24 protein-coding genes and 1 pseudogene are annotated in these 22,797 nt (G+C 67.9%); 10 read left to right on the top strand and 15 right to left on the bottom strand.

Annotation, left to right across the window (positions count from 1 at the left end; genetic code table 11):
* Nucleotides 1–2: 2 nt before the first annotated feature.
* The 13 genes from I601_RS15785 to I601_RS21205 form a co-directional block, all read right to left on the bottom strand.
* Entirely contained in the window at nt 3–1,931 is a 1,929-nt protein-coding gene (locus I601_RS15785; RefSeq protein ID WP_218917681.1) for a proton-conducting transporter transmembrane domain-containing protein, read from the bottom strand.
* Between the two features lie 8 nt (nt 1,932–1,939).
* Nucleotides 1,940–2,242: an NADH-quinone oxidoreductase subunit NuoK gene (locus tag I601_RS15780; RefSeq protein WP_068111754.1), complete on the bottom strand. Its 303-nt coding sequence runs from the start codon at nt 2,240–2,242 to the stop codon at nt 1,940–1,942.
* Nucleotides 2,239–2,802, bottom strand: a complete 564-nt coding sequence (locus I601_RS15775) for an NADH-quinone oxidoreductase subunit J (RefSeq protein ID WP_068111752.1) — start codon at nt 2,800–2,802, stop codon at nt 2,239–2,241. Before I601_RS15775 ends, I601_RS15780 begins: the two co-directional genes overlap by 4 nt.
* A gap of 2 nt (nt 2,803–2,804) precedes the next feature.
* Complete coding sequence (locus I601_RS15770) at nt 2,805–3,770, bottom strand: NADH-quinone oxidoreductase subunit H (protein WP_218917680.1); 966 nt, start codon at nt 3,768–3,770, stop codon at nt 2,805–2,807.
* Nucleotides 3,763–4,944 carry a hypothetical protein gene (locus tag I601_RS15765; RefSeq protein ID WP_218917679.1) on the bottom strand — a complete coding sequence of 394 codons (1,182 nt, stop codon included), beginning with the start codon at nt 4,942–4,944 and terminating at the stop codon, nt 3,763–3,765. The genes I601_RS15770 and I601_RS15765 overlap by 8 nt, the downstream gene beginning before the upstream one ends.
* A gap of 77 nt (nt 4,945–5,021) precedes the next feature.
* Nucleotides 5,022–5,345: an NADH-quinone oxidoreductase subunit A gene (locus I601_RS15760; protein WP_257735279.1), complete on the bottom strand. Its 324-nt coding sequence runs from the start codon at nt 5,343–5,345 to the stop codon at nt 5,022–5,024.
* Between the two features lie 79 nt (nt 5,346–5,424).
* Nucleotides 5,425–6,000, bottom strand: coding sequence for a DUF305 domain-containing protein (locus tag I601_RS15755; protein WP_084527702.1), 576 nt, complete (start codon nt 5,998–6,000; stop codon nt 5,425–5,427).
* Between the two features lie 94 nt (nt 6,001–6,094).
* A complete protein-coding gene (locus I601_RS15750) occupies nt 6,095–6,358 on the bottom strand; it encodes an SHOCT domain-containing protein (protein ID WP_068111746.1) in 264 nt (87 codons plus the stop codon).
* Nucleotides 6,359–6,445: 87 nt separating this feature from the next.
* The gene (locus I601_RS15745; protein WP_068111742.1) at nt 6,446–7,912 is read right to left on the bottom strand and encodes a multicopper oxidase family protein; all 1,467 of its coding nucleotides are present in this window, start codon (nt 7,910–7,912) and stop codon (nt 6,446–6,448) included.
* The gene (locus I601_RS15740) at nt 7,909–8,136 is read right to left on the bottom strand and encodes an SHOCT domain-containing protein (RefSeq protein ID WP_068111739.1); all 228 of its coding nucleotides are present in this window, start codon (nt 8,134–8,136) and stop codon (nt 7,909–7,911) included. Before I601_RS15740 ends, I601_RS15745 begins: the two co-directional genes overlap by 4 nt.
* Nucleotides 8,137–8,191: 55 nt before the next feature.
* Nucleotides 8,192–9,064, bottom strand: coding sequence for a F510_1955 family glycosylhydrolase (locus I601_RS15735; protein ID WP_068111736.1), 873 nt, complete (start codon nt 9,062–9,064; stop codon nt 8,192–8,194).
* Between the two features lie 79 nt (nt 9,065–9,143).
* Nucleotides 9,144–9,572 carry a DUF6153 family protein gene (locus I601_RS15730; protein WP_068111733.1) on the bottom strand — a complete coding sequence of 143 codons (429 nt, stop codon included), beginning with the start codon at nt 9,570–9,572 and terminating at the stop codon, nt 9,144–9,146.
* Between the two features lie 426 nt (nt 9,573–9,998).
* The gene (locus tag I601_RS21205) at nt 9,999–10,193 is read right to left on the bottom strand and encodes a hypothetical protein (RefSeq protein WP_135268400.1); all 195 of its coding nucleotides are present in this window, start codon (nt 10,191–10,193) and stop codon (nt 9,999–10,001) included.
* A gap of 305 nt (nt 10,194–10,498) precedes the next feature.
* Between I601_RS21205 and I601_RS21750 the strand changes: the two are divergent.
* Together I601_RS21750 and I601_RS21745 are read left to right on the top strand one after the other, a co-directional pair.
* Nucleotides 10,499–10,912 (top strand): annotated as a pseudogene (locus I601_RS21750) (transglutaminase-like domain-containing protein); the annotation flags it as partial.
* A 169-nt stretch (nt 10,913–11,081) separates the two neighbouring features.
* Entirely contained in the window at nt 11,082–11,270 is a 189-nt protein-coding gene (locus I601_RS21745; protein WP_227492395.1) for a hypothetical protein, read from the top strand.
* Between the two features lie 11 nt (nt 11,271–11,281).
* Here the strand turns inward: I601_RS21745 and I601_RS15720 are convergent, their stop codons facing one another.
* Nucleotides 11,282–12,292 (bottom strand): AraC family transcriptional regulator, encoded by a 1,011-nt coding sequence (locus I601_RS15720; protein ID WP_068111730.1) that lies wholly within the window; start codon nt 12,290–12,292, stop codon nt 11,282–11,284.
* Nucleotides 12,293–12,417: 125 nt separating this feature from the next.
* On the opposite strand from I601_RS15720, the gene I601_RS15715 reads away from it, so the two are divergent.
* The 6 genes from I601_RS15715 (at nt 12,418) to I601_RS15690 (ending at nt 18,096) form a co-directional block, all read left to right on the top strand.
* Nucleotides 12,418–12,738 carry a 2Fe-2S iron-sulfur cluster-binding protein gene (locus tag I601_RS15715; RefSeq protein WP_068111727.1) on the top strand — a complete coding sequence of 107 codons (321 nt, stop codon included), beginning with the start codon at nt 12,418–12,420 and terminating at the stop codon, nt 12,736–12,738.
* A 17-nt stretch (nt 12,739–12,755) separates the two neighbouring features.
* Complete coding sequence (locus tag I601_RS15710) at nt 12,756–14,162, top strand: cytochrome P450 (protein WP_068111724.1); 1,407 nt, start codon at nt 12,756–12,758, stop codon at nt 14,160–14,162.
* Complete coding sequence (locus I601_RS15705) at nt 14,159–15,361, top strand: NAD(P)/FAD-dependent oxidoreductase (RefSeq protein WP_068111721.1); 1,203 nt, start codon at nt 14,159–14,161, stop codon at nt 15,359–15,361. The genes I601_RS15710 and I601_RS15705 overlap by 4 nt, the downstream gene beginning before the upstream one ends.
* Before the next feature lie 62 nt (nt 15,362–15,423).
* Complete coding sequence (locus tag I601_RS15700; RefSeq protein ID WP_227492390.1) at nt 15,424–16,212, top strand: lysophospholipid acyltransferase family protein; 789 nt, start codon at nt 15,424–15,426, stop codon at nt 16,210–16,212.
* Between the two features lie 56 nt (nt 16,213–16,268).
* Nucleotides 16,269–16,865 (top strand): TetR/AcrR family transcriptional regulator, encoded by a 597-nt coding sequence (locus tag I601_RS15695; protein WP_204797203.1) that lies wholly within the window; start codon nt 16,269–16,271, stop codon nt 16,863–16,865.
* Between the two features lie 133 nt (nt 16,866–16,998).
* The gene (locus I601_RS15690) at nt 16,999–18,096 is read left to right on the top strand and encodes a BtrH N-terminal domain-containing protein (RefSeq protein ID WP_068111716.1); all 1,098 of its coding nucleotides are present in this window, start codon (nt 16,999–17,001) and stop codon (nt 18,094–18,096) included.
* A gap of 400 nt (nt 18,097–18,496) precedes the next feature.
* On the opposite strand, the gene I601_RS15685 is transcribed toward I601_RS15690, so the two are convergent.
* Nucleotides 18,497–18,829, bottom strand: coding sequence for a MarR family winged helix-turn-helix transcriptional regulator (locus tag I601_RS15685; RefSeq protein WP_166318101.1), 333 nt, complete (start codon nt 18,827–18,829; stop codon nt 18,497–18,499).
* 387 nt (nt 18,830–19,216) lie between these two features.
* Between I601_RS15685 and I601_RS15680 the strand changes: the two genes are divergently transcribed.
* Both I601_RS15680 and I601_RS15675 read left to right on the top strand, forming a co-directional pair.
* A complete protein-coding gene (locus I601_RS15680; RefSeq protein ID WP_169834716.1) occupies nt 19,217–19,765 on the top strand; it encodes a TetR/AcrR family transcriptional regulator in 549 nt (182 codons plus the stop codon).
* A 163-nt stretch (nt 19,766–19,928) separates the two neighbouring features.
* A complete protein-coding gene (locus tag I601_RS15675; protein WP_237089435.1) occupies nt 19,929–22,136 on the top strand; it encodes an MMPL family transporter in 2,208 nt (735 codons plus the stop codon).
* The last annotated feature ends 661 nt before the right edge of the window (nt 22,137–22,797 follow it).

The following is a 22,797-nucleotide window of genomic DNA, read 5'->3' as shown; positions in this document are numbered from 1 at the left end:
GTTCACCTCACCGTGACAAGGAGCAGGACGCCGATCGCGAGCACCGCGACGGCCTGGATGTAGTACTGGTGCAGCTGGCCGGTCTGCGGACGACGTGCGAGCCGGCCGAGGCGGCGCAGCTGCGCAGCGAGCCCCTCGACCGCCCCATCGAACCACCGGTCGTCGTCCCGTGCCGCGCGAGCCGCGGTCCACAGCGACGCCCGGGACGTTGTCTCGACCGCACCGTCCAGCACCCGGTCGTCGAAGGTCGCTGCCCGACGCGCCAGACCGAGCGCGGCCGCGGCGGACCCGGCCACGCCCCGGTCCAGGACGCGGTCGTCGAAGCGCGCCAGGGCCTCTCCCAGCGCGAGGGTCGGGCGTACGACGAGGGCCTGTGTTGCGCGCTCGAGACCCAGCCAGGCCAGGGCCCAGCCCGGTTCCGGCACGGGACGCCACCACACGAGCGTGAGCACCCCCAGTGCGATCACGACCGACGCGGCCATCTCCGCCCATGTCGGGTGGAGCGGCTCCTCGCCGAGAGCGCGCGCGACCGTGTCGCCGAACGGCGGCAGCGCAAGTACTCCGAGGACCACTGCGCCGAGCGCGAGTGCGACCAGCGGCGCCTGCTCCAGCATGCCGACGTGGCGGGTGCCCCGCTCCTCCTCGTCGAGATGCGACTCGACCTCGGCGTGCTCCCGCTCGCGAAGCGGTAGCCACAGGATCACCAGGATCTTGCCGGCGTAGGCCGCCGAGAGCGCGGCCGCGGCGAGACCGACGGCGTAGAGCCACGGTGAGTCCGCCAGCGCCGCGGCGAGGACCGCGTCCTTGGTCGCCCACAACGCCAGCGGGGCGACCCCCGCGAGGGACAGCGCACCGGCAGTGGCGGCCCAGCCGACCAGCCGCCACCGCCGAGCCACGCCCCGCAGGCCGACGAGCTGCTTGGTGCCGAGCGCGGTGAGCCAGGCCCCGGCGGCGAGGAAGAGCAGCGCCTTGGTCGAGGCGTGGGCGACGAGGTGTGCCGCTCCCCCGCTCACCGAGGCCAGCCCGGCGCCCATGACCACGAACCCCAGCTGGGCGGAAGTGGAGGCTGCGAGGAGCTGTTTGAGGTCCTGCTGCGCCACGGCGACCGCGCCGAGCAGCAGCGCGGTGAGCGCGCCCACCCAGGCAGCAGCCGGCGCGGCCCAGCCCGTCGAGGCCATCAGCGGCTCGGTGCGCAGCAGCAGGTAGCCGCCCATGGCGACCATGGCGGCGGAGTGCAGCAGCGCGCTGACCGGGCTCGGACCCTCCATCGCCCGCGACAGCCAGAACGAGAACGGCAGCTGCGCCGCCTTGCCGAGAGCTGCGACCAGGACACCCGCCGCGACGACGTGCCGCCACCCCTCACTGCTTGCGGGCAGGTCAGCCAGTGCCAGACCGGCTCCACCGGCGAGCGCTGCTCCGGCCGCGACGTACAGGCCGACGTCCGCCGTGCGCGTGGTCACGAACGCCGTGATGCCGGCGGAGACCCGGTGGTCGTCGCGCCACCAGAACCCGATCAGTGCGAACGACGTCGCGCCCATCACCTCCCAGGCGAACAGCAGCGCGGGCAGCGTCTCGGCAGTAGCCGTCAGGAGAGCGGCGGAGGCGAAGAGCAGCATGAGTCCGTGGAACCGGGCCTGTGACTCCCGGATCTCGCCGGCCGAGAACACGAGCACGAGCAGGCTCACGACCGCCACGGTCGGTGCGACCAAGGCCGACAGCGCGTCCACCCCGAGGGCGAGGTCGCTGCCGGCCATGAACGGCACCGACACGCGAGGTCGTTCGAGGGCGACGACCACCGACAGTGCGGCTGTGGTGAAGGCCGTTGCCAGCGACACGGCGGCGGCCGCCGCCCGCTCGAGGCGGGAGAGGGCGAGCCCTCCGCCCACCACGGCGGGCAGCAGAACGAGCAGCCAGAGTGCGGTCTCAGACATGGACATGGTCACCCCGACAGGTCCGTGGCCATGTCGGTCATGTCGGCACCACGCTCACGATGCAGCAGCGTGGCGACCGCGAAGCCCATCGCCATCTCCACGGTCATCGCGGCGATGATCACCATAAGGAGGACCTGCCCGGTCGGGGCGGGAGCGAGGAACCACCAGACGCCGGCAGCGGCGAGGATGACAGCGTTGATCATGAGCTCCAGGCCCATCATCACCATCACCACCACCTGCTGGGAGATCGCGCCGTACAGCCCGACGCTGAAGATCGCCGCGGCGATGAGCAGGGTCGCCTCCAAGGTCATCTGCCGACACCTCCGGGCTGGGGGTCGTCTGCGGGGCGCTGCTTCAGGTCATCGCCGAACCGGTCGTAGCGGGTGCGGTGCGCCGCGAGGACGACGCCGGCCACGATGGTGGCCACCATCACCGGGCTGATCACGGCCATCACCAGCATCTTCGGGCCCATCAACGATTCCCCCAGCGCCATGGTGACGTCCGGCGGTGGACTGCCCCTGCGGGTGGGCCAGTCGACCATCAGGATGCCCGTCGCGAGCGCCAGGAACGTGGTCACGGCGACGGCGATAGCGGTCTTGTTGCTGTGCACCATGCTCATCGGCATCAGCGCGGGGTTCATCCCCATAAACATGACCATGTAGACGGCCATGATCGCCATCTCCATGACCATCATCAGGATCGTCACCACGCCGACGTAGTTCTGCTGCAGGAAGAGCACCTGCAGCCCAACCGCGACGAAGGACAGGGCGAGGGCGTACGTCGCTCGAGCCATCGAGTCGACGTAGAAGACCGCGGCGCCGCCGACCACCGCGACGAGCCCGACCCCCCAGAAGGCGATGTCACTGATCACGTTCACGACCTCCAGACGGCAATGACGGCGACGACCAGGTCCTGCAGCAGCACGGCCGGGAGCAGCAGCATCCAGCCCACCTCCATGAACTTGTCCGGCCGGAAGGCCGGCAGCCGCCGCCGCAGCCAGACCAGGACCGCGAGCAGGGCAACGGTCTTCACCAGCACCCAGGCCCATCCCGGCAGCAGCGGACCGGCGCCGCCGCCGAGGAACATCGGGACCGCGAACGCCGCGCCGGCGGCCAGCAGCGCGTATCGCCCCGCCTCGAACACCAGCCGGTCCACGCCCGACAGCTCCACCCGTGCGCCGCCGGAGACGTCCGTGCCGATCGCCGGGGCGAAAGGCCCCCACACAGAGAAGGCCGCGACCCCGAGCAGGTAGACCAGGAACGCCACCGGCATCCAGACAGCGAACCAGAGGCCCTCCTGGGCCGCCGCGACCGCGCCCACGTTCAGGCTCTCCGCGGCGATCGCCGGAGCGACCAGGGCGAACATCAACGGGAGCTCGTAGCCCAGTCCGTGCGCCAGGAACCGGTAGCCGCCGACCAGCGAGTGTGCCGAGTTCGCACCCCACCCGGTTAGCCACACCAGCGCCCAGACCATCACGTCCATGGCGTTGAACCACATGACGCCCACGTCGAGGTCGAAGATTGTCCACTCCCCCAACGGCACGACCGTCACCATCAGCGCCGCCACTACCAGCAGCCCGGCACCCCCGATGCGCCACAGCAGGCGGTCGGCTTCGACGGTGGTACGACGTCGCTGCCGCATCAGCCGGGCCGCTTCACCGAACGGCCGGACCGGCCCGCCCATCTTCCCGCCCGGCCCGCCCCCCGCACGCGCGGCGAGGGCACCGTCCAGCATGGCAGCGGTTACGGCCAGCGCACCGAGAATCCCCAACGCGGCAATCGCCCAGCCGGGCGCCACGGTGGTGATCGGCGAGTCCGTCATCGGCATCGGGTCAGCCATGCGACACCTCGTGCTCCGCCTGTCCGGCGAGCAGCTCGTGGATGTCGAGGCTGGCGAGGACCAGACGTGCCGTGGCCAGATCCAGACCCATGACCAGATGCGCCAGGTGGTCGGTCGAGAGTGTCCGGCCGGCGTCGTTCGTCCGAGTGCCGATGTCACCGGCGGCGGTCGCGGCAACACCGGCGACCGCCCGGTCCAGCATGCCCATCAGCCGCTCATAGGTGTCACCGACCGCGTCGGCCGGCAACCCCCGGGCGTGGGCGTCCTCGTCGCTCAGCCGCCTGAGGCCTGACAACGACCAGCGCAACGTCCACGAACGACGGACCCTCCGGCGCAGACGCTCGAGTTCCGACCCCGCCGCTCCGTCCCCGGGCTCGAGGGCGGTGTCGCGGATCCTTCGGGCCTCTGCCGCAGCGTCGTCCCACCCCGCCAACGCCAGCAGCGAGGCGATGTTGTCGATGCCGCGGGCCGGCCCGACAACTTCGTCATCCTGGCGGGCACGCCCGTCGACGAGCTCGGCCTTTGCCTCGACAATCACATCGCCCTGCAGCGAGCAGCGCAACACCAGACCGGCCGGCCAGTGCGGCAGCACAGGCCCGAGACGCACCTGCAAGACGTCCATCTCGAGGCCATCTCGGTCCTCACCGCCCTCCGCGAGCGGAATCCCTCCCGGTGACATCTCCATGTCGCCGTGGTCCATGCCTTCGTGGGCGCCGTGGTCCATGCCCTCGTGGCTGCCGTGGTCCATGCCCTCGTGGCTGCCGTGGTCCATGCCCTCGTGGCTGCCGTGGTCCATGCCCTCGTGGCCCTCGTGGTCCATGCCTTCGTGGCCGCCGGCTGAACCGTGGTCCGTGTCTCCATGGCCACCATGACTCTCGGCTCGAGATCCGGCCTGCTCGGCGACGAGTTCGGAGGCGGTGGGTCGCTCCTGCGCGTCACGGCGGTGGTGGTCGGTGTCGAGCAGGCCGGTGTGTGCTTCGTCCAGTCGAGCACCCACCTCGTCGCCCGCGTGCGCGTAAACGCGCACCCGAGGTCCCGGCATCTGGTGCCAGATGCCCTCGATCGCCTCCGCGAGCCCCGGCCCGGGTTCGCCGCACACGACGAGCACGTCGGCGTCCGCGGGTGAGATGGCGAGGCGCCATCCTCGGGCGGCCACGTTGCGCTCCGCCGCCATTCGCGTGCGCCACGAGCCCGGCACCTCGACGACCAGAGCGTGAGCGTGCCGGGAAGCGCTCCGTGCGATCGCGTCACTCAGACCCAACGCAGTGCCCCCTCCCGCCATGCCCAGAGCACGGCGGCGAACAAGGCAGCCAAGAAGAGGAACATCTCGACGACCGCGGTCACGCCGACCTGTGCGACGACGACCGCCCAGGGATACATGAACAGCATCTCGACGTCGAAGGCGAGGAAGAGCAGCGTCGCGAGGTACCAGCGCACGTGGTACCGCGACAGTGCGTGCTGCTCGGGGGCCCAGCCCGACTCGAACGGAAGCACGTTTAGCGAGTCTGGCGCTACGGCGGTGAGCCTGTGCAGCGCGTACAGCCCGAGTACGAGTACCCCGACCGCGCTCGCCATCACGACAACCCCTGCGTACATGACTCTCCTCTCGCGTTCAGATCGTCGCCACTGGCTGGCTATGGAGAGGGATCCGTGCTCAGGGGCTTGCCTCGAAGTCCGGGACGGGGCGCTGCTTGGCCTCTTCCTCGGTGGTGGCGGCACCGTTCTTCTCGATGTCCTCGATCAGCCACTTCATCTCGGCGATCTCGATGCGCTGAGCCTTGATGATCTCGTCGGCCAGCTTGCGCACACGCACGTCTTCGATCTCGGACCGCTCGCTGGTGAGGATCGCGATCGAGTGGTGCGGGATCATGCCCTTCATGTAGGACTCGTCCTGCACGAAGGTCTGAGACCGGGACAGCCACAACGCGGAGCCCCCCACCACGAGCGCGGCCACGATGATGGCGACGTTGACCTTGACGTTCTTGTACATCATCCCCCACATGAAGCCGAGCATGATGACCGTCATCGCCGACCCCATGAGGATCGACATGTAGACCCGCTCCTCACTGAACGTCATGTGCGACCAGGTGAACGCGTTGGTGTAGGTGAGCAGGAACATCGTCACCGTCGACGTGGTGATCATCGCCGCGAAGATGAGGTACATCCTGCGCTCGTGCTTCTTGTGCTCCTCGTGCTCGGAGGACTGGTTCTGATCGGACTTCGTGGTCATGCTGGGACTCCTCTCATCGGGGTACGTATCCACATCGCCGGTTGCGGCACCGGAGCTTGTCGTCGGTGATCCGGCGCAATGGTTCCGCCCGCGTCTACCGGTCGCTGTCGCCTCGGAGCTGACGGAGACGGTCCTGGTACTCCTCGTCGGTGAGCTCGCCACGGGCGTAGCGCTCGTCGAGGATCTCTTGCGCTCGAGTTCTCCCGGTCACCGGTCCAGGCGGTGGCGCACTGCCACTGCCGCGGTTCGTGCCTCCGCCGCTGCCGCGAACCAGCAGCACAACGACGAGAACGATGACCAGGATCATGATCGGCCAGATGAACCACATCCAGCCCATGCCCCCTCCGTTGCCATACATGGGTCTCACCTCTCTTTCATTCCTAGAGCCCCGAGGGCTCCGCTGTGTTTGTCAGTCGGCCGGCCCGGGGCAGTAACCGCCGCGCGGTCAACTGGCCAGAACGGTGCCCATCATTCCCCGGTCCTCGTGGTCGAGGATGTGACAGTGGTAGACGGTCCGACCGCCGAAGTCCTCGAACGCGACCCGGACCTTGACCTGGCTGCGGGCGGGAACGTTCACGACGTCGAGCCAGACCGGCTCAGACAGCTCGCGGCCGTCGACCTCCAGCAGCTGCATCGGCCACACGTGCAGATGGAAGGGATGATCCATCGGGCTGTCATTGCCGATGGTCCACTCCTCCACCGTGTCCATCCCCACCTGCTGGTCGATCCGGTCGGCGTCGAACTCCTCACCGTCGAAGGTGAAGCTCATCGGACTGTCGCCGCCGCCCATCATCCCGCCCATGCCCATCTGGAAGGTGATCGACCGACGACCATCGACGTCATCGTCACGCAGGTCGCGGACAGCCGGGCCCGCGGGGATCTCACCCACGGCTCGGTTGCCGCTCGCGGAAACGCTCAAGCGGGCGAGGGTCACCGGACCGCTACCCCCTGGCCTCGGGCCCCCGCCCATCATCTGGCCCATCATGCCGCCGCGGTCGACCGGCATCGCGGTGAGCTCGCTGCCTCCCTCGGAAAGGTCGACCACCAGGTCGAGCCGGTTCCCGGGGGCGAGCACGACGTCATCCAACGCCGTGTCCCGGGGCAGCCGACCCACGTCGCGGCCAACAACCCGGGCGCGCTGTTCTGGCAGCCTCAGCGCGAGGTAGCGGGCGGTGCAGGCGTTGATGATCCGCCACCGTTCACGCTCCCCCGAGCGGCCCTTGAGGTCCGGCTTGGCGGCACCGTTGACCAGGACGAGCTCACCCTCGCGGCCCATCATCTGCTCCATGGTGGACGGGCTGACCAGCGAGCCGCCGGAGTCCAGGGTGATGTCGGAGACGACCATGACCCGTTCCCGGTCGACGCGGAGCTCCTCGTCGTCCTCCACGATGATGGCGCCGTAGAGTCCGCCGAACACCTGGTCCGCGACCGTGCCGTGGTGGTGCGGGTGGTACCAGTACGCGCCTGGTGGATGGTTGTCGGGCAACCGATACTCGTAGCGATGCGCCCGGCCCGGTTCGACAGCGACGAACACGTTGTCGCCGTTGCCTTCGGGTGAGACGTGCAGCCCGTGCACGTGCAGGTTCGTGACCCGATCGAGCCGGTTCACCAGCTCCACCCGCAACGTGTCGCCCGGTCGCAGCCGCAACGTGGGACCCGGCACGCCGCCGTTGTAGCCCAGGGTCGTCGCTTCGCGTCCGGCGACCTCGTGCTTGCCCAGCGCAGCCTCCAGCCGTACCTCCAGCAGGCCGCCGGCACTCCGGAGAACCTCGGGCTCGGTGAACAGTTCCCCGGCGACGGGGTCCAGGACCGAGGTGGACAGCTCGCGCCACAGGCCCGTGCCACCAACGACGGTGCCCGCCAGGCCGGCACTGCCGATCGTCAGAGCCGCGCGTCGGCTGATCGGTTTCATGGCCTCTCCTCCCCCAGGACGCGCGACCGGTGCTGGTACTCCTCCGTGCTCAGCTCGCCTGCCGCGTACCGCTCCTCAAGGATCTGTCGGGCACCACCCGTCCCGCTCGGCCGGCCAGGCCGCCCCGAACCGGCTTCGAGGCCTCCGACAAGCACGCGCACCGCCGTCACCACAAGGAGCACGACGCCGAGGACCAGCAACACTCCGTAGAACAACGCGGTCATGGCTGATCAACCTCGGCCCACGGCCGGACACCGGACCTGCGGGACGGGCGTGGCGTCATCCGGCGCCCACCTCGGACCACGTGGCGCCCCCGTCGGTGGACACGAGGACGCCGCCCTCCGTGGCGGCATACCAGCGCGACTCGGTGGCGGTCAGCGCGTGGGGCACGTCCGGGAGTGATCCCACCTCCCGCCAGGAGTCCCCACCGTCATCGCTGCGGTAGACCGAGCCCTCAGGGCCTGCCCCGACCAGCAGGTCCTCGCTGTCCCAGTCCAGGAGCACCAATCGCGGTGCTGACTCCACGAGCTCGGGAGACCCGGAGACCTGGAGTCGGACGAGCGAGCCGCTGCCATCGGTCAGCAGCACAAGATCGGGGTTGCCTGGATGGGCGGCCACGTCGGCGGCGGGCAACTGGCCCAGGTCGCGCCATCGCCTGCCGTCCTCGGTGATCATGAGACGCCCGCTTTGAGAGTCGACCCCGTACACGCGGTCACCGGCCGCCTCGAGCGCGTGGAAGTCCGCCTCGCCTTCCAGCGAGAGCGACCTCCACGTCCGCCCGGTGTCGGTGGACTCGGAGAGTCCGAAGTGCGCGGGTCCGCCGGCGCCCGGCTCGGGGTGACCACTCATCAGGAAGCGGTCCGCGTCGGCGATGGTGAACGACATCGCGTCGAAACGCCCCTCCCCCACACGCTCGAACCCGTCGGCACCGAGGGCGAACACCCCGTGATGACTCGCGACATAGAGCGTGTCGTCCGCCGGGTTCACGTCGAGAGAGTGGATATGGCCGAACTCCTCCCCGGCCGCAGCGGCGTTGGAGGCGGTCGGGTTCTCTGAAGAGCTGCAGGCGGCGAGCAGGGCCGCGGCCGTGGAGAGGCCGACCACCAGAGGGAGACCAGAAGACAGACTCAGCGATTTGCGCGTCGCGCACATGCGAATACTCCAAATGAGATCGAATGACTGGCAGGACTGACGCACCGGACCCATGCGGGTGGTGCGCCGGTGTGCCTGATCAGATCCGGAGTACGGTCAGCTGTCGTTCGAACGGCGGTGGCAGCCCCGTCACGTCGAGCGCGGCGATGGCCCACGGCACTAGGCGCGGCAGACGCCATCCTCCGTTCCGTGCCGCGGTGGCGAACATCCACAAGCCCAGCGCAAGACCCGGCGTGAGCACCATCAGGCACAGCGCGAGCAACCCCCCGTCATCCGCCGGTGGGGCCTGGTCCCCGGCAGCGACACCCGGGGAGGCGACCACGCCCGCGGCGGTGTCGGTGGTCATCATGATCGTCGGGGCGGCGTGGTGCCCCACGTGCTCGCCGGAGTCCGGCCCGGACGCCAGCCCGTGCATGCCAACGATTCCGAGCGCGACTGCGCACAGGAGGACGACCAGCGGAAGCCGCGTCCTCACGGCTCCCGGAAAGGTGCGGTCGGCAAGAGTCATCGCCTCCTGAGTCTAGGCACAGCCACACCCGGCCGCCAGCCAGGCACCTTGATCCTGCCGCTGTGAGGGCAGGCGGCGCCGCCGGACCCGAGGAGCGATGACGTGCCATCGACACTCGCCCAAAGGAAGACCGCTTGTGACGTCAGCACACATCTCATCCCGACGTTCGCGGGCGGTTCCTGACGCACCCGCTCGCGTCATCGGCCCTCTGACCAGCTTCCACGCGTGGCGCGGGGCCAGGATTTGAACCTGTGGCCTCTGGACGCCGTCGAGGGCGTCGCGACTACTTCGGTCCTGGATCGGAAGCTACCGATTCGCACGGTGTGGTGAGGGATGCGCCCTCGCGTCCGATCTCAGGATACCCGCCTGGCACCGAGTAGCGCGGGCCCAATGTGGACCGTAAGTGGTACCGGGTCGAATCCCCTGTCAGCCTTCGGCGGGCGCTCCGCGAGCATCGCGCTGGCCACGGTCGTAGGCCTCAATCCCGCCCTCGAACCAACAGTGCGTCGCTAACTGGATGAACGCGGCGTCTACGCCGAGAGCGTCGACGTTCTTGCCAGCGTCGTGCAGCAACGCGGCCAGCATCGGGTTGTCCGGGCTTGGCCACGGCGGCTCAGGCATCTTCGCCGCTCGCGGAGTCGGCCAACTCCCGTCGCATGTCCTGCTCCCAGGTGTAAGTCTCAGCCTCTACCCACGGATCCTGCTCGGTCACAGCTTCAGACTGCCACGACCCACCCACCTCGCGACCGCGACGGGCGAAGTCCGGGTGAGTGCGACCTTCGCGGCTACTAGACGATTCCCGTAGGGCCGGTGTCTGGCCAGACTCGGTCCAGGTGATCGGCGGGGAGCTCTCCACGCGGCTGCCCACCGGCTGTTCTGGTGTGGCTCACTATCGGTCTGCAGCCCGCCGATCACCGTGACGAGGCATGGCTCAAGAAGGGACTGCCCTGCTCGTAGTAGCAATGCCCACTGGCGGCGGCGATGACGCCGACCGCGGGACCGCACCTCGAGCGACCTTCTTCCTTGATCACGACAGCGCTTCGGTGCGCGACTTCACCGAGCAGGTGATCGCCGGCGCGTCGAGCCCTCGTGAGCGAGCGAGCCTCCTCTTCGCAGCGGTCCGGGACAGGGTCTGGTACGACCCCTACTCGGTGTCCCGAGATCCTGCGCACTACCGGGCGAGCTACGTGCTCGAGGCGGGCCGCGCCTACTGCGTTCCCAAGGCGGTGCTTCTGACCGCGGTGCTGCGGGCCGTGGGCATCCCCGCCCGGCTGGGCTTCGCTGACGTCCGCAACCACCTGCAGACCGACACCTTACGGGCCGTCATGGGTGGCACGGACCTGTTCGTGTACCACGGGTACTGCAGCGTCCACCTCGACGGGCGATGGATGAAGGCGACGCCGGCCTTCAATGTCGAGCTGTGCGAGCGCTTCGACGTGCCCCCGGTGGACTTCGACGGACAGAGCGACGCGCTCATGCACGCCTTCACCCTCCGACGGCACCCGGCACATGGAGTACGTGCGGGACCACGGCAGCTTCGACGACCTCCCGCTGGACCGGATCCAGACGGCCCTCGAGCAGACCTACGGCCGCATGGCCCCCGGCGTCGGGCTTGCCGACGACGCCTTCATTGGTCCTGGGAACGCCGGGGAGGCCGGCGAGCATGCACCCGTGGACCCGTCAGGAAGCTCGGACTGAGCACTCTCGCCTCAACGGACCTCGTGCTCACGTCGGAAGTGGCTCGGTGAGCTGCCGGTCCATTTCTTGAAGGCGTGCGAGAAGTTGGTGAGATCGCTGTAGCCCAGCTCGTTGGCGACCTCGCCGACCGACGTGGAGGGGTCGAGAAGCCGCTTCCTGGCGCGGTCGACCATCGACTGCTGCAGCAGCTCGCGGAAACTGGTCCCCTCAGCGGCGAGGCGCCGTTTCAGGGTGCTCGAGGACATCGAGAACTCGTCCGCGACGGACTGGATCGTCCTTGCCCCGGACCCGTCGTCGAGCAACGCCCAGACTCTGCGGGTGAACTCCGGGGTGTCGGCTCGGCACGCGAGCGCCTGCTGGAGCTCGGTGACGGCGAGTTCGTAGGAGATCGGGTCGGGGAAGCGGCAGGCAGCCTGAAGCGTCCTCGCGGGCATGTGCAGGTAGGAGAAGGGGGCGTCGAACTCGAGCCGGGACCGGCTCGCGGCCTCTCGGGGTAGCACGCTCGGCTCCGGCCAGTGGCTGTGCATGGTTGCCTCCGAGGCCTCGACGACCACCAGGTCGATCAGCCGTAGGAGTGCCAGTCCGCAGTAGGTGACGACCAGACAGTCGAGATCGGGGTCGCCTGCGTTCCCCGACAGCCGGATCGTCAGGTCGTCCTGCTGCGGTTGGAACTGCGTGGTGACCGCGTTGGTGATCAAGGGCAGATAGGTCAGCAGCTCCACGACTTCTTCGACGGTGCACGCGCTGACCAACGGGACACTCAACGGTCCGAAGGATGTGAGCTGCGCGTGTTCTGCGCAGGCGATCCCGAGCCGGGTGGCCTGCTCGATGTCGAGGTCGGGATAGACCTCGCGGAACCATCGCAGCGGTGCCTCGCCCTGGGTCCGGATGAGAGCCAGCTCACCGGTTCCCTCGCGCGCCATGATGACGCGAAAACGCTCGACGGCGTCCGCGTCGATCGCCGGACTGCTCAGCAGTTGCACGAAGGCCAGCGACGGGACGCCTGGCTCGTCTGTCCTCACAGGCAATCCTCACGTGATCCGAATTCACAACATACTGACACGATACGACATGGCTTTGCCGGGGACAGTCGACAACAATCATCATCGAAACGTCTATCCGGTAGGCAAAGGTAGGAGAATTGTCGATGGCAGTGGTCACCTTCATGTCGCACGATGGGGAGCAGCACGAGGCCCCGCTCGAGGAGGGCAGCTCGCTGATGCAGGTGGCGACGAACAACGCCATCCCGGGCATCGATGCCGACTGCGGCGGCGAGGCCGCATGCGGCACCTGCCACGTGATCGTTGATCGCGCCTGGGCCGACAAGGTCGGCCGGTCCGGTCCCGAGGAGGAGGAGATGCTGTCGATGAACCCCGAGCGACAGCCGACGTCTCGCCTGTCGTGCCAAGTCAAGGTCTGCAAATCGTGGGACGGCTTGACGGTGCAGTTGCCCGAGTTCCAGATGTAGCAGGAGGGTCAAGCCCGATGAAGTTCCCAGAAGTGAAGATCCCAGAAACAGTGAAAACGAAGGTGGAGTCCGCCATCCCCCTGGAGCGACAGATCCAGGGCGCGCGCCTCTACGACAAGGGCCGGCGTTGGGTCACCGGCGCGAACGGGCCGATGTTCGTCGAGGCCCGGATCCCGCCGGTCGAAGAGGTCCCCCTCGCCGAGATCGACCTCAGCAACCCGTTCCTCTACCGACAGGGGCGGTGGGCGTCCTACTTCGAACGTCTGCGCAACGAGGCTCCGGTCCACTACCAGCCCCACAGTCCCTTCGGCCCGTTCTGGTCGGTGACGCGTCACGCCGACATCATGGCGGTGGACAAGAACCACGAGGTCTTCTCCGCCGAGCCTCTCATCGTCATCGGAACACCCCCGCGGTTCATGGACGTCGCGATGTTCATCGCCATGGACCCGCCCAAGCACGACATACAGCGGCGCGCCGTACAAGGTGTCGTCGCACCGAAGAACCTCCACGAGATGGAGGACCTCATTCGCGAGCGCGTCAGGGACGTCCTGGACAACCTGCCCGTCAACGAACCGTTCGACTGGGTGAGCACGGTGTCGATCGAACTGACCGCCCGCATGCTGGCCACGCTGTTGGACTTCCCCTTCGAGGAGCGGCACAAGCTCGTCGAGTGGTCGGACCTGGCAACCTCGATGGAGCAGACCAACGGCGGCCCGGCCACTACCGACAACGACGAGCTGTTCCGGGGCATGCTCGAGATGGCGCGAGGACTCACTGAACTCTGGCACGACAAGGCCGCCCGGCTCGCGGCCGGCGAAGAGCCCGGGTTCGACCTGGTCACGATGCTGCAGAGCGATGAGAGCACCAAGGACCTGATCAAGCGTCCGATGGAGTTCATCGGCAACTTTGTTCTGCTGATCGTGGGCGGCAACGACACCACACGCAACTCGATGAGCGGCGGAGTTCTTGCACTCAACCAGTTCCCCGACCAGTTCGAGAAGCTCAAGGCCAATCCGGACCTGATCCCGAACATGGTCTCGGAGATCATCCGCTGGCAGACGCCGCTCGCGTACATGCGGCGGATCGCGAAGACCGACACCATGCTGAACGGTCAGTTCATCCGCAAGGGCGACAAGGTGGTGATGTGGTACGCGTCCGGCAACCGCGACGAGACGGTGTTCGAGCGGCCGGACGAGCTGATCATCGACCGTCGCAACGCCCGCAACCACATCGCTTTCGGCTTCGGCGTGCATCGGTGCATGGGCAACCGGTTGGCCGAGCTGCAGCTGCGGATCCTCTGGGAGGAGCTGCTCCCGCGCTTCGAGAGGATCGATGTGGTCGGTGAGCCGCAGTACGTGCAGTCCAACTTTGTTCGCGGCATCAGCAAGCTGATGGTCGAGCTCACCCCCAAGGGCAGCGGATGAGCTCAGGGCGCGCGGTGGTGGTCGGCGCCAGCCATGCCGGGGTGCAGCTGGTCACCAGCCTCCGCCGAGAGGGTTGGTCGGGTGAGATCGTGCTGGTCGGTGACGAGTCGGCGCTGCCGTACCAAAGGCCTCCGTTGTCGAAGGCATATCTGGCCGGGAAGTGCTCGCTGAAGGAGCTGGCCATCCGGTCGGAGGACTTCTACGTCAAGCAGGACGTCGAGCGCGTGACTGCCAGCGTGCAGGAGATCGACCGGCCGGCGGGCGAGCTCGTGCTCGGCACCGGGGACCGCTTGTCCTATGACGCTCTTGCTCTGTGCACGGGAGCGCACCCCCGACGTCTCCGCGCCGAGGGTGCCGACCTCGACGGGGTGCACTACCTGCGTCAATCGTCGGGGGTGGAGCGGATCCGCGAGGACGCGATCCCCGGGCGCAACGCCGTCATCGTGGGTGGTGGGTACATCGGGCTGGAGACCGCCGCCTCGCTGCGCTCGTTGGGCCTCCACGTCACGGTCCTCGAGGCCGCAGACCGGGTCCTCGAGCGGGTCACTGCCCCTGAGGTGTCGGCCTTCTTCACACGGATCCACCAAGAAGAGGGCGTCGACGTGAGGACGAACGCCTCGGTAGAGGCCCTGGTCGGCGACACCCGCGTGCGAGAGGTGGTGCTGGCCAGTGGCGAGTCGGTCCAAGCGGACTTTGTGATCGTCGGGATCGGGATCGAGCCGACCACCGAACTCGCCGAGGCAGCCGGCCTGGTCGTGGACGACGGGATCCTCATCGACGCCCACGCCCGCACCAGTGACCCTGACATCGTGGCGGCCGGGGACTGTACGTCGCAGGACATCCCCCGCTACGGCCGACGAATCAGGCTGGAGTCGGTCCCGAGTGCAGTGGAGCAGGCCAAGGTGGCAGCGGCGACTATCTGTGGAAATGACAAGGAGGTGGCGGCGCTCCCGTGGTTCTGGTCGGACCAGTATGACCTCAAGCTCCAGATCGCGGGACTCAACACCGCCTATGACGACATCGTCATGAGCGGTGACCCGACCCGTGACCGCGACTTCACCTGCTACTACCTCCGGAAGGGCGAGCCGATAGCTGCTGACTGTGTCAACCGTCCCCGGGACTTCATGACCACCAAACGCATGCTCACCCAGGGGACTGCGGCCGACATGGCCGCCCTGACAGCGGAGGTGGCGGTGTGAGAAGCCGCAGTGACCGCTGGTCGTGGTCACCATCGAGCCATTGCCCGCCGAGGTGAGCAAGGATGGCTTGGAGGTCGACGGTCTGGACGGCGATGGGAGTCCTGCGTATCGTTCCGGACTTGCGTGACTCGGGTCGGTCCGCGGGCGCGAGAGGCGTCCCCAGAGACGCCCGCGGGCCTGCGTGGTGGCTGGCGTTGCTCGTCTGCAAACCGCTGCTGCTGCTGGGCAGGAGAGCGGACTGGCGCGGTACGGAGCGCCTGCCCGGGTCGGGAGGCGTGGTGCTGGCGGCCAACCATGTCTCCCAGGCCGACCCGCTGTTCCTGGGGGAGATGATCCTCGCCCAGGGCCGGACCCCCCGGTTCATGGCCAAGGCGAGCCTGTTTCAAAGTAGAGCAGTCGGCTGGTGGTTCCGGTCGGCCGGCCACGTCGAGGTCGATCGGTCCGACGGCCGGTCAGGGATCCGTGCCGCGGTCGAAGCCGTGGAGCGTGGCGCTCTTGTCGTGGTGTATCCGGAAGGATCGATCACAAAGCGACCGGATGGACGTCTGATGTCGCTCAGGTCGGGTGCTGTCCGCATCGCACTCGAGACGTCGGCTCCATTGATTCCCGTTGCTCAATGGGGCGTGCAGGCGATCGTGCCAGCCTACGAAGGGAGGGTGGTGCTGGGCCGCCGCCGTCGTCGGGTCACCCTGCTGGTCGGGGACCCGGTGCAACTCGAGGACCTCCGAGAGTTGCCGAGGGCGACGGCAGTCGCTGTAGGGGTGCAGAGGCTTCAGGACACCCTCGCCGTCATGGTCGACCAACTGGCCCACGAGCACGCTAGGAGCGTGCGGGCGTGTCCAGGTCAGTGACGCGAGTCGGTCGCGAGACACGAATCGCTAACCTCTCTGACATGCGGGGACCCTCCATGCGCGAACGGTTCAGGGAGCACATGCGCGCCGCTGTCCTCGAGGCTGCCCACGACCTGATCGTCGACCGCGGCTGGGACCGGGTGCGCATGGGAGAGGTGGCGCATCGTGCCGGGGTGTCGCGAGCGGCGCTCTACAAGGAGTTCGGTGACAAGGCCGGCCTTGGAGAAGCCCTCGTGCTCCGCGAGGCCTCGCGCTTCCTGGAGGGCATCCAGAAGGCGCTGGAGGCACACATCGGCGATGCGAAACGCGGCATCGCAGCAGCCGTCGACTACACCTTGATCGAGGCCGAGCGCAGCCCCCTGCTCAAGGCAGTGCTCATCTCCAACCGAGACCTGGATGCGGGCAGTCAGCCGTCCACAGGGATGCTCCCGCTGCTCACGACATCCGCGCGGCTTCTCGACCTCGCCTCCGACACCCTAGCCGCATGGGTGGCGAAGAGTTACCCGAGTCTTCCCCCAGACGACGTCGTCGACGCGGCCGACACCATGGTGCGCCTGACGGTCAGTCATCTGGCGCTCCCCAAGTGGGACCGAACCGCGACGGCGCGCAAGATCTCCGACGTCGCCGTCCGGTTCCTGTCCCTCGAATCGTGACCTGCACCAGCCCTCACGACCGCCGTCGACCGCGAGCCCCTGCGTGCCTCAGCGAAATGTAGAGTCGCGGAACCCGCCGCGCCCGACCCACCGGCGTACGCACAGAGCCCTGCGAGCCCATCCAGGAGTTGCCATGTCAGCTGAGTTCCTGCCCCGACAGCCGGAGCCGCGGCGGATCCTGCTGGACTATCCCCACCGCGAGGCCGGTCATTGCGGTTCCGGAGCGCTGAGAGACCTCCTGGAGTGGGCCGGTCTCGGCTGGGAGGAGGTACCGAGCGAAGGTCTGGTCTTCGGGATGGGCGGCGGTCTGGGTTTCACCTATCTGCGCGTGCCGGCTCTCACCCCGCCCATCTACTTCGTCGGGCGTAGCAGCGACCTTGAGGTCGACCTTCTTTCGAGGCTCGGTGCAGAGGTCGACGTCCGTGGCACCGACGACCCCGTGACCGGTTGGGGCTGGGTCCGCAGGGAGCTCCAGCGAGGCCGTCCCGTGCTGATGTGGGCGGACATTGCTGAGCTGCCCTACCTCAATGTCCGCCTTCAGATGAGTCGGCATGACATCGTCGTGATCGGTTATGACGACGAGACGGAGAAGGCTTTTGTGGTGGACAACGACCGAGCCGAGGTGCAGGAAGTCTCCTACGAGGCTCTTGCGCGGGCGCGCGCGTCACGGTCGTTCCCCGTGCCCACGAGGCACACCACGTACTTCGTGAACTGGCCCCAGAGCCTGCCCGGTCTCCGCCCGACCGCGGCTTCGGCCCTCGTCGCCTCGGTCGAGAACATGCAAGCGCCGGTAACCGCGATTATCCCGGATACGTCGGCGCTGCCGCCGGATGCCGTTGCTGCTGCGGGGATCAGTGGAGTCGCGGTATTCGCCGAGGATGTCGACCGGTGGCCGGGGCTCATGCCCGAACCGGAACTAGACGTCGCGCTGCGTTCACTCCACGCCTTTGTGGAGAAGGCAGGGACCGGCGGCGGCCTGTTCCGCCGGTTGCAGGCACATTTCTGTGCCGACGTGGCTCGGCTAACGGGGTCCGCTGAGATGGCGAAGGCCGGAACCGCGCTCCTGCGCTGCGCGGACACGTGGTCGGCGCTGGCTGCGGCCGGCCGTAGCGACGCAGCGACGTTCGACCGCTGGCGACGGGTGAATGAGCTCGTCGCGACGCTCCCCAGAGACGAAGACCATGCCATCTCTCAGATGCGCAAAGCGGCGGGCGAACTCAGCGATGGGTGACCAATCGTAGGCAAGTCAGCGAACGCCAGCACGCGAGCACCACCGCCGAGCTCGGGACTGCTGGCTCGGACGTTTGTCTGCTACACCGGCCTCCTGGTGACTCTCGTGCCTGCATCTCCGATGGTGGGTGTGCCCGAAACAGAGGCGTCTCCAACTTCTCGAACCGGCGAACGTGCGCGGCCCCACTTCGCCCTGATGGAGGCGGCTTAGGTCAGACCCTCGCAGGTCCTACGACGGGGCGCAGGGGAGATGCGGGCCCTCGCGTCAGTCCGTCGGTCGTAGTCGGATGGGCTCGGCCGTCGCCGCCCGTGCCAACAGCTGGCCACGCACCACCCGAGCGCGCTCGTCCCGATCGGCCGGCCGCAGGCGCCGGCTCCTCCCGCGTCCGTGCGTGCAAGTGTCAGGCCAACTCCGAGACAAGGTCAATGATATGACGCAGCAGCGGGACCGCGATCGACCGCTCCTCGGCGCTGAGCGATGCCCAGGCCACTGATAACCGGTCGGCAACCAGTCCGCGCTTAGATGCCAGGAGGTCCTCACCGCGTTCGGTGAGCGTGAGGACCCGCCGGCGCCGATCGTTCTCGGCTGCGATGCGACGCAGAAGCCCGGCGGCTTCTAGCGCGGCGGCCTGCTGGGTCACGGTCGGTTGGCTGAGCAACGTGTACTCCGAGATTGCGACGATGCCTTCCCGCCCGCAGGCCTGGACAGCATCCAGCAGTACCAGCTGCGGCACGGTGACGTCCTCGAAGAGGGGCTGCAGTCGGCCCCTGGTCCGCCGAGCGACCGCCAGTAGAGCCAGCACGGCGTCAGCGAACTGCGCGCCGTCAGCCAGCTGCGTGAGGTCCGCTACGCGTCCAGCGTCCGTCCCATCCCCCGCAGTGCCCATGCGCGCACTCCCATCCTTGGACGCCCACCCAATGCCACCCGCGGCGCCGGAGGGCGATGGCGAGCTGTTGCCGCCACGCTACCGAGCGCGTCGGACTGTTGCGGTCCATGGCGCCCCGAAGCCACGGCTCTGCTCGGTGGGCAATGTTGCCCATTGGGCACGACAGGTCATACTGCGCACATGGATCGTGGACTGCGTGACCTCAAGCGAGAGGCGACGGGACAGACGCTGGCCGTGGCGGCGTTCCAGCTCACCCGAGAGCGTGGCCTGTTCGGTTTCGTCACCGCGGACGTGGTCGACCGAGCGGGCTACTCGCGACGCACCTTCGCGAACCACTTCTCCTGCAAGGAAGAGGCGGTCGCTTCGGTCGCGTTCGGCCGGGTCGACGACGTCAGCGAGATCCTGACCAGCCTCCCCGCAGACCTGCCCTTGCTCGATGCCCTGCTGGCCGTCATGAGGGAGCAGTTCACCGAAGACACGTTGCTGACGATGCGCGAGCTGATGACGATGGCGCGGCAGTACCCGACCCTGGAGCCCTACGTCCTGGGTGTTCAGCAGCGCATGCGTCATACCGCCCAGGAGCTCTTGGGGTCGGTGGCCGGGGACCGGTACCCCTCGATCTATGTGCCGCTGCTGTTCGGCGCGGTGTACGGCGCCGTGATGGCCGCCCTGGAGGGCACCCTCGACGTCCACCTCAGCGGCGAGAGCGACCTCAGCTCCGCCGCGATGGACTACAGCTCGTTTCTCGACCTGACCTTCGACTACCTACGCAACGGCCTCTAGAACCCCCTCGCCCTCAAGGAGCACCAGACCCATGTCCACCTTCCTGTACCGGCTCGGACGAACCGCCTTCGGCAAGCCGTGGCTGTTCATCTCGGGCTGGCTCGCGGTCCTCGCCGTGGTCGTCGGTGCGGTCGCTATCAACGGGGTCAGTGTCAGCTCCGAGATGAAGATCGAGGGCACCGAGGCACAGACCGTGCTCGACCGCGTAGCCGATGAGCTGCCTGCAGCCTCGGGAGGTCAGGCCAGCGTCGTCTTCACCGTCCCGGAGGGTGAACGACTCGACACCGCGGACCGCCTTTCGGTGATCACCAACACCGTCAACGACGTCTATGACCTCGACAAGGTCGTAAACCCCCTCGACCTTGCTCCGGGTGCGGCTGATCAAGGCGCTCCAGGCACTCCCGAGGAGAATGCACCGGGCACTCCCCCGACGGGATCGGCGCAGGGGCAGACGCCTCCCTACCAGCCGCTGCTGGTGGACGGAGCACCTGTGCCCGGCGTGCTGGTGTCCTCCGACGGTCAGGTCGCGCTGTTCCAATTCCAGTTCACGGTCGCCTCGACCTCCTTGACCGACGATGACGTCACCTCGGTGGTCGAGGTGGTGGAGCGCGCGGAGCACGGGACCGGGATCACCGTGCTCCCGAGCGACTCGCTCAAGGCCATCGAGATCCCGGTCGGCATCGGCGAGGTGATCGGTCTCGCCGTCGCCGCCCTGGTGCTGGTGCTCACCCTGGGCTCGCTGATCGCGGCCGGCCTTCCCCTGGTCACCGCGCTGGTCGGGGTCGGCATCGGCGTCGGCGGAGCGTACGCGCTCTCGACGGCCGTCGAGATGAACTCCGCCACCCCAGTGCTCGGTCTCATGGTGGGCCTCGCCGTCGGCATCGATTACGCGCTGTTCGTCGTCAACCGGCAGCGACGGCTCATCCTCGACCGCGGACTCACCGCGCAGGAGGCGGCCGGCAGAGCAGTCGGCACCGCGGGCAGTGCCGTCTTCTTCGCCGGCGTGACCGTCCTCATCGCACTGACCGCACTGACCGTGATCGGCATCGCCATGCTCTCCACGATGGCCCTGGTCGCGGCGTCCACGGTGGCCCTGGCCGTCCTCATCGCGCTGACCCTGCTGCCCGCACTGCTAGGGCTGGTCGGTGAGCGGATCTGCTCGGACAAGGCCCGAGCCCAACGCCGCGCCAAGGTCAAGGAGGAATCACACAGTGTCGCCGACCACTGGGTCAAAGGCGTGATCAGGTTCCGGTGGCCCGTCATAGTGGGTGTGGTCGCCATCCTGGGCGTGATGGCGATCCCCGCCGCCAGCATGAACCTGGGCATCCCCACCGGGGCCACCGCGAACCAGGACACCGCCGCCCGGCAGAGCTACGAGGCAGTCTCGCAAGGCTTCGGCGAGGGATTCAACGGTCCCCTACTCGTCACCGCAGAACCCACCGGCACCGCCGGCCGCGTCACACCCGAGCTGACCGCGAAACTGATCGCCGACCTCCAGGACCGAGACGACATCGTGCTGGCCGCCCCGGTCGGCGTCAACGAAGCCGGCGACCTGGCCGTGTTCAGCGTCATCCCCACTTCCGGCCCGAGCGACGAGGTCACCAGCGACCTGGTGACTTCGCTGCGCGAGCCCGACAACGCGATCGCCGGCGACAATGAGGTACAGTTGGGCGTAACTGGGTTCACCGCCATCGGCATCGACATGTCCGACAAGCTCGCCGACGTCCTTCCGCTCTACCTCGGCATCATCATCGCGCTTTCCGTGCTGATCCTGATGCTGGTCTTCCGCTCGGTAGTCGTCCCGATCAAGGCCACAGCCGGCTTCCTGCTCAGCATCCTGGCCACCTTCGGCGCCACCACTGCCGTCTTCCAGTGGGGCTGGCTCAGCAGCCTCTTCGGGTTCGACACCGGGGGGCCGCTGATGAGTTTCATGCCGATCATCGTCACCGGCATCCTCTATGGACTGGCCATGGACTACGAGGTCTTCCTGGTCTCCTCAATGCGCGAGGCACACATCCACGGTGAGGGAGCACGGCAGAGCGTCGTCCACGGGTTCGACCAAGCCAGCCGGGTCGTCGTCGCAGCCGCCATCATCATGGTCGCGGTCTTCTCCGGCTTCATCTTCAGCCACGACATCATGATCAAGCAGATCGGCTTTGCCCTCGCCGCTGGCATCCTTATCGACGCCTTCGTCGTCCGGCTGACGCTCGTCCCGGCGCTCATGGCCGTCTTCAACGAGCGAGCATGGTGGCTGCCCCGCTGGCTCGACCGCGTGCTGCCAGACCTCGACATCGAGGGGGACAAACTGCTCACGATGCTCAACGAGGAGGCTGAGGCTCCGGGTCGTCAACACCTCGAGGTCCGCAACTGAAGTAGGCGAAGCTTCCAGAGTCGAACGTCGGGCGATGTTTCAGGAGCCGCCCCAGACCTACGGCGTCTGCCAGCCTCTCTGAACGTGGGCGGCCATCGGCCCTTTGGCTCGACAGTCAGCCTGGACCGCTCCGCGAGTCACACAAGCGCAGCTCCGTTAGTGCCAGCTCGCTGCGCGGAAAGCGCTCAACGTCGCTGCTGGGGTTGATGGAGTTGCTTGGTGGCCGCCATCGCCGGGCCCCCGGACGGGGTGTCTGGGCCCGCCCATCAGCGATGAGTTAGCGAACGGCTGACCGAGGGCGTCCGGCGCGATGGAGGTTGGCTTACCGCCGGGGCGCGCCTGGGCGCCTCCACGTGCGAAACCGCGCGGGACGAGAAGGAACATCGTGGGGGCAGGCTGGACCGCGTTCGCGCAGGTACTCCTCGAGGTCGCCCAGCCCTCGGGCGATATCCCTGCGCAGCTTGCGTTCGGCAACGAACCGGAGGCGCGGAGGCGGATGCTCGCGAACCCACGCGGTGTACATGAACTGGCCCATGCACCAGCATGAGCCGAACGCGATGCTGCCAGCCACCAGCGTCCACAACACGACTGCCAACGCATCCCACAACGCGCTTCCCAGCTGTTGCCATGCCGGCCCGTACGGATCTCCGTACCTCACTTC

The organism is Nocardioides dokdonensis FR1436 (assembly GCF_001653335.1).
GTDB lineage: Bacteria > Actinomycetota > Actinomycetes > Propionibacteriales > Nocardioidaceae > Nocardioides > Nocardioides dokdonensis.
The sequence above is the reverse complement of the archived record's forward strand: the minus strand, read 5'-3'. Positions and strand labels throughout refer to the sequence as shown.